Consider the following 6,153-nt stretch of genomic DNA (forward strand, 5'->3'; position numbering starts at 1 on the left):
CATGTCGTTTCTGCCGCGTACCGAAAATCTGGGTGGCATGATCCGCGGCGGCGCGCTGCCGCTCGTCATCCTGCTGCTCGTCGTGCTGATGGTGGTGCCGATCCCGGCCTTCCTGCTCGACACCTTCTTTATCATGAATATCATGATCAGCCTGGCGGTGCTGATGGTGGCGCTCAACGCGACCAAGCCGCTCGATTTCTCCGCCTTTCCCACCGTCCTCCTGTTCGCGACGCTGTTCCGCCTCGGCCTCAACGTCGCTTCGACCCGTGTCGTGCTGGTCCACGGGCATGAGGGCGAAGCGGCGGCCGGCCATGTCATCGAGGCGTTCGGCAGCTTTCTGATCGGCGGCGATTATGTCGTCGGCCTGTTCGTCTTTGCTATCCTGATGATCATCAACATGATCGTCGTCACCAAGGGCGCCGGCCGCGTGTCGGAAGTGTCGGCGCGCTTCACCCTCGACGCCCTGCCCGGCAAGCAGATGGCGATCGACGCCGACCTGAACGCCGGCCTGATCACGCCCGACGAGGCGCGCGCGCGGCGGATCGAAGTCGCGACCGAGGCCGATTTCTACGGCGCGATGGACGGTTCGTCCAAATTCGTGAAGGGCGATGCGATCGCGGGATTGCTGATCCTGGGCGTCAATATCGTCGGCGGCCTGATCCTCGGCATCGTCAGCCACGGCCTGTCGGTGGGCGATGCCGCGCACAATTACGTCATGCTCGCGATCGGCGACGCGCTGGTCGCACAGGTGCCGTCGCTGATGCTGTCGATCGCCGCCGCCGCCATCGTCACGCGGGTAAAGGCGGACAACGACCTTGCCAGCCAGATCAGCGGCCAGTTCGGCAGCCACAAGACCTGGGCGCCGGTCGCCGGCATTCTGGGCCTGCTGGCCATATTGCCCGGCATGCCCGCATTGGTCATCCTGCCGGCCGCCGCCGGTGCCGGCTTCACCGCGTGGAAGCTGCGCAAGATCGCCAACCGCCCGCCGCCGCCCGAACCCGCCGCGCCGCCGCCCGATCTGTCGAAGATCGGCTGGGACGAGGTGACCGACACGATGCAGATCGTCGTCGATATCGGCTACGGCCTCGTGCCGCTGGTCGACGAGCGCAAGGGCTCCGCCCTGATGAACCGCATCACCGGCGTGCGCCGCCAGCTTTCGAAGGAACTGGGCTTCGTCGTGCCGCAGGTGCGCGTGCGCGACGACATCAACCTGGCGCCCTATACCTACCGCGTCTCGGTCGGCGGCGTCGTCGTCGGCGAGGATCAGGCATCGCCCGACGAAATGCTCGCGCTCGACACCGGACAGGCGGTCGGCCGGCTTTCCGGCAAACAGGCGAAGGATCCGACCTTCGGCCTCGACGCCGTATGGATTGCGCCCTCCGACGCCGACCAGGCGACCGGTGCGGGCTATCTGGTGGTGGATTCGGGCACGGTGATCGCCACCCATCTCAACCAGCTCCTGATCCAGAATGCCTCGGACCTGCTCGGCCCGGACGAGGTCCAGGCCCTGCTCGACGAACTGAAGGAAAGCGCCGGCCAGCTCGTCGCCTCGCTGTCGCCGCAGCCGGTGCCGCTGACCACGCTGACTCAGGTGCTGAAGGGCCTGCTGGCGGAGAACATCCCCTTGAAGGAATTCCGCCGCATCGCCTCGGCCATCGCCGTTGCCGCCCAGCGGTCGCTCGACCCGCACGAGATCGGCGAACTGATCCGGCCCGCGCTCGGCCCGCTGATCATCCAGAAGCTGTGCAGCGTGCGCGAGCCGCTGCGCGTGATGACGCTGGAAGGGCAGCTCGAGGCGCTGCTCGGCCAGGCCATGCGGTCCGACACGTCGAACCGCGGCACTATCGAGCCGGATCTCGGCCGCCGCATCGTCGACGCGCTGCAAAAGGCGGCCGCGCCGCTCATCGCCGAGGCGAAGCCCTTCGCGCTCGTCGTCCAGCCCTCGATCCGCCAGGCCATCCGCAGGCTGGTCAAATCCTGTCTCCCCGACACGCCGGTGATGAGCTTCTTCGAAGTGCCCGAGGAAAAGCCCGTCGAGGTCGTCGCCGTCGTTGGCGCGCCGGAGGCGCTTCCCGCATGAGCATGCCGCTTGCAGATCTGACCGGCGCCAGGCCGCTCACCTATCGCCGCGACGGCGGCGCCAGCCGCGACACCGATGCGATCGCGCGCGACTATCTGCCGATGGTGCGGCGCATCGCCTGGCACGTACACGGCACGATGAGCGGTATCGTCGAGGTGGAGGACCTGATCCAGACCGGCCTCGTCGCGCTGGTGGAGGCAGTGGCGGCGTTCGAGGATCGCGGCCAGGTGACCTTCGAACAATATCTGGCGACCCGGCTGCGCGGCGCGATGATCGACGAATTGCGGCGGCAGGCGACGCTGACGCGCGGCGCGATGCGGCGGCGCAAGACCTATGCCCGGGCGCTGGCGGCACTGACCCACGAACTCGGCCGCAAGCCGAGCGACGCCGAACTGGCCGAACGGCTGGGGGTTTCGCCGGAAAAGCTCAGAACCGACTACGCCGCGGCCGAGCCGCTTTATTTCGATTCGATCGACCAGGTCTATGCCGACGACAGTCCCTGGTTCATGAGCGAGGAGCCCGATCCGTTCGAACAGCTCGCCGAAAGCGACGTGCGCGAGGCGCTGATCGCGGCCATCACCGATCTGCCCGAGCGCGAGGCGCAGGTGATCCAGCTATATTATGTCGAGGAACTGAACCTGGAGGAAATCGGCCAGGTGCTGGGCGTCGGCGCGGCGCGCATCTGCCAGATCAAGAAGCAGGCGCATGACCGCCTGAAAAAAGGCCTGCACCGCCGCCTGGGATGAACACTTGCGACTTGCGCGGCCGCGGCGGTCGGCACACATTCCCGATCATGGCCCGACCCGCCGCCTTCCCGCCGCTGACGGCACCGCTGAAGCGTGCGCTGGTCGGGCAGGTCCGGGCGCTGTTCCACGATCAGGCGCGCGGCGAAAAGCCGGTGCAGCGCAAGGCCGACGGCCTGTTCGGGCCGGATTCGGCCGCCTGGCGCGTCCACGGCGACGTGACCTCGATGATGGTCGGCGGCGTCGCGGCGCTGCTGTTGCAGATGCTGCATCCCGGCGCGCTGGCGGGGGTGTGGGATTTCAGCGATTTCCGTCAGGACATGCTCGGTCGGCTGCGCCGCACCGCGCGCTTCATCGCGCTGACGACCTATGGCGGGCAGGCCGAGGCCACGGAAGCGATCGCCCGCATCCGCGCCGTGCACGACCGGGTATCGGGCACGCTGCCCGACGGCACGCCCTATGACGCCAACGATCCGCACCTGCTCAACTGGGTGCATGTGAGCGAGAGCATCTGCTTTCTCGAAGGCTGGCTGCGCTATGTCGAGCCGGACATGCCGGCGGCCGAACAGGACCGCTATTTCGCCGAGGTCGCGGTGATCGCGCAAATGCTGGGCGCCCGCGACGTGCCGGACAGCCGGGCGACGATCAATGCCTATATCGCGCGGACCCGGCCCGAGCTGCGCTATGACGATCGCACGCGCACGGTGGCGAAACTGTTGCTCGACCAGCCTCCGACCAGCCGCGCCGCCGCGCCGTTCCAGCGCCTGACGCTGCGCGCCGGCGTCGACCTGCTGCCCGGCTGGGCGAAAGCGATGCACGGTTTTCCTCGTACCAGCCTGACGACGCCATTGGTCCGCGCCGGCACGGGCGGGATCGGCCGCACCATCCGCTGGGCCTTTCGTTGAAGGCGCACGCCCAGCCACCCCGTTCGTCCTGAGCCTGTCGAAGGACCGTTCTTCTCTTTCCGGCCCGAGGAAAGAACAGCCCCGGACAAGCGCATCATTATCGAACAGAAAGTACTCCCGCACAGGCGGGAGTCCAGAGCCGCGAGCGCTACGACAAACGCCCTGGGCTCCCGCCTGCGCGGGAGCACGGTTTTCGCCGTCAACCCGCTCGCATCGGCAGCTTCACGACGCCTCCCCTCCACAACCGCCGCCCGCCAACGCGAAAACCCCGACAGCCATATCGGCTACCGGGGTTCGCGCTGCCCGCTGGGCGCGGGCGGCATCCGGCCCGCCACGGGTAAGGGGGTGGCGGCGGGCCGGCAGTACGCGCTTATTAGCGCAGGAGCTGCAGCACGCCCTGCTTCGACTGGTTCGCCTGGGCGAGCATCGCGGTCGAAGCCTGGCTGAGGATCTGCGCCTTGGCGAGGTTGGTCGTCTCGGTCGAGAAGTCCGCATCCTCGATCCGGCTGCGCGCATCGGTCAGGTTGGTGACGTTCGACGTCAGATTGTTCACCGCCGACTGCAGCTGGTTCTGCGAAGCACCCAGGCCGGCGCGCACCGTGGCGACCTGATCGATCGCGTCGTCGAAATTCTGCAACGTCGGAACAGCAGGCGTCGCGGCAGCAGAATCGCCCGTCATGCCGTCGGCGCCGGAAGCCGCCATATCGACTACCGCCGAAAGCTTGTTCGTCGCGGCGGCGTCGTTGCTCAGATCGTCGATCTTCAAGCTAACGGTGTCAGAAGCATTAGCCCCTGCCTGGATCGTCACCGACAGCTGTGTGCCGGCGGTCGCGCCATCGCCCTTGAAAAGAGCCTTGCCGTTGAACTCCGTGTTGGTCACGATCGATCGTATCTGATCGGCCAGGGCGTTCTGCTCGACATAGATGTTCTTCTTATCGTCGGCAGAATAGGTCCCATTTTCCGCCTGCACGGTCAGTTCGCGCATGCGCTGGAGCATGTTGGTGACTTCGTTAAGCGCGCCTTCGGCCGTCTGCGCCATCGAGATGCCGTCGTTCGCGTTGCGGATGCCCTGGTTCATGCCGCGGATCTGCGCGGTCATCGAATTGGCGATAGCGAGGCCGGCGGCATCGTCCTTCGCCGAGTTGATGCGCTTGCCGGTCGACAGGCGCTCCATCGCCGTCGACAATGCCATGTCGGAATTGGCCGAAGCCGTGGTCGCCCGAAGCGCCGCGGTGTTGGTGCCGATAACAGTCATGATACCGTTCCTTCGTGAAGAGGTGGGGATGCCCGGCGGCCAATCACCGCCGGGGATCTGGTCCGGTTAGCGCAGCAGCTGCAGCACGCCCTGCTTCGACTGGTTCGCCTGGGCGAGCATCGCGGTCGAGGCCTGGCTGAGGATCTGCGCCTTGGCGAGGTTGGTCGTCTCGGTCGAGAAGTCCGCATCCTCGATCCGGCTGCGCGCATCGGTCAGGTTGGTGACGTTCGATGTCAGATTGTTCACCGCCGACTGCAGCTGGTTCTGGGCAGCACCAAGGCCTGCGCGGGTCGTGGCGACCTTGTCGATCGCATCATCGAACTTCGTCAGATAGTCATCGGTACCGGCGGTACCTGCATCCGCGGCGGTGACATCGACGGCCAGCGCGGTGGCGACTTCGTCCCCGCCCGTGTTCAGCTGCGCAAAGCTCAGCGTAACCGTATCGCTGGCGTTGGCGCCGGCCTGGATCGTCACATCGGCAGCCGTGGCACCGAACAGCGACTTTCCGTTGAACTCGGTGTTCGACAGGACGCTGGTGATCTGAGTCTTCAGCGCATCCATTTCGCTCTTGATATTGGTGACATCACCGCTGGCATAGGTGCCGTTCTTCGCCTGCACGGTCAGTTCGCGCATGCGCTGGAGCATGTTGGTAACTTCGTTAAGCGCGCCTTCGGCCGTCTGCGCCATCGAGATGCCGTCGTTCGCGTTGCGGATGCCCTGGTTCATGCCGCGGATCTGCGCGGTCATCGAATTGGCGATAGCGAGGCCGGCGGCATCGTCCTTCGCCGAGTTGATGCGCTTGCCGGTCGACAGGCGCTCCATCGCCGTCGACAATGCCATGTCGGAATTGGCCGAAGCCGTGGTCGCCCGAAGCGCCGCGGTGTTGGTGCCGATAACAGTCATGATACCGTTCCTTCGTGAAGAGGTGGGGATGCCCGGCGGCCAATCACCGCCGGGGATCTGGTCCGGTTAGCGCAGCAGCTGCAGCACGCCCTGCTTCGACTGGTTCGCCTGGGCGAGCATCGCGGTCGAGGCCTGGCTGAGGATCTGCGCCTTGGCGAGGTTGGTCGTCTCGGTCGAGAAGTCCGCATCCTCGATCCGGCTGCGCGCATCGGTCAGGTTGGTGACGTTCGATGTCAGATTGTTCACCGCCGACTGCAGCTGGTTCTG

At 66.3% G+C, this 6,153-nt stretch carries 6 protein-coding genes; 3 read left to right on the forward strand and 3 right to left on the reverse strand.

Annotated features, from left to right (window positions below; translation table 11 throughout):
• Position 1: 1 nt before the first annotated feature.
• The 3 genes from flhA to RPR59_RS14840 are packed head-to-tail and all read left to right on the forward strand — an operon-like array spanning position 2 to position 3,728.
• Positions 2–2,080: a flagellar biosynthesis protein FlhA gene (gene flhA / locus RPR59_RS14830; RefSeq protein ID WP_313915375.1), complete on the forward strand. Its 2,079-nt coding sequence runs from the start codon at positions 2–4 to the stop codon at positions 2,078–2,080.
• Positions 2,077–2,826: a sigma-70 family RNA polymerase sigma factor gene (locus tag RPR59_RS14835; protein WP_432280272.1), complete on the forward strand. Its 750-nt coding sequence runs from the start codon at positions 2,077–2,079 to the stop codon at positions 2,824–2,826. Before flhA ends, RPR59_RS14835 begins: the two co-directional genes overlap by 4 nt.
• Before the next feature lie 47 nt (positions 2,827–2,873).
• Positions 2,874–3,728, forward strand: coding sequence for an oxygenase MpaB family protein (locus RPR59_RS14840; RefSeq protein ID WP_313915377.1), 855 nt, complete (start codon positions 2,874–2,876; stop codon positions 3,726–3,728).
• A gap of 373 nt (positions 3,729–4,101) precedes the next feature.
• Here the strand turns inward: RPR59_RS14840 and RPR59_RS14845 are convergent, their stop codons facing one another.
• The 3 genes from RPR59_RS14845 to RPR59_RS14855 form a co-directional block, all read right to left on the reverse strand.
• The gene (locus RPR59_RS14845) at positions 4,102–4,983 is read right to left on the reverse strand and encodes a flagellin N-terminal helical domain-containing protein (RefSeq protein WP_313915380.1); all 882 of its coding nucleotides are present in this window, start codon (positions 4,981–4,983) and stop codon (positions 4,102–4,104) included.
• Between the two features lie 66 nt (positions 4,984–5,049).
• Complete coding sequence (locus RPR59_RS14850; protein ID WP_313915382.1) at positions 5,050–5,886, reverse strand: flagellin N-terminal helical domain-containing protein; 837 nt, start codon at positions 5,884–5,886, stop codon at positions 5,050–5,052.
• 66 nt (positions 5,887–5,952) lie between these two features.
• Positions 5,953–6,153, reverse strand: a 201-nt coding sequence (locus RPR59_RS14855) for a flagellin (protein WP_313915385.1), incomplete at its 5' end; no start/stop codon positions are given.

Origin of the sequence: Stakelama saccharophila (assembly GCF_032229225.1) — a bacterium.
Taxonomy (GTDB): domain Bacteria; phylum Pseudomonadota; class Alphaproteobacteria; order Sphingomonadales; family Sphingomonadaceae; genus Sphingomonas; species Sphingomonas saccharophila.

Bases quoted from the DNA above. Each gene is read 5' to 3' on its own strand.
- RPR59_RS14840 (WP_313915377.1), top strand. From the start codon at position 2,874: ATGGCCCGACCCGCCGCCTTCCCGCCGCTGACGGCACCGCTGAAGCGT.
- flhA (WP_313915375.1), top strand. From the start codon at position 2: ATGTCGTTTCTGCCGCGTACCGAAAATCTGGGTGGCATGATCCGCGGC.
- RPR59_RS14835 (WP_432280272.1), top strand. From the start codon at position 2,077: ATGAGCATGCCGCTTGCAGATCTGACCGGCGCCAGGCCGCTCACCTAT.
- RPR59_RS14850 (WP_313915382.1), bottom strand. From the start codon at position 5,886: ATGACTGTTATCGGCACCAACACCGCGGCGCTTCGGGCGACCACGGCT.
- RPR59_RS14845 (WP_313915380.1), bottom strand. From the start codon at position 4,983: ATGACTGTTATCGGCACCAACACCGCGGCGCTTCGGGCGACCACGGCT.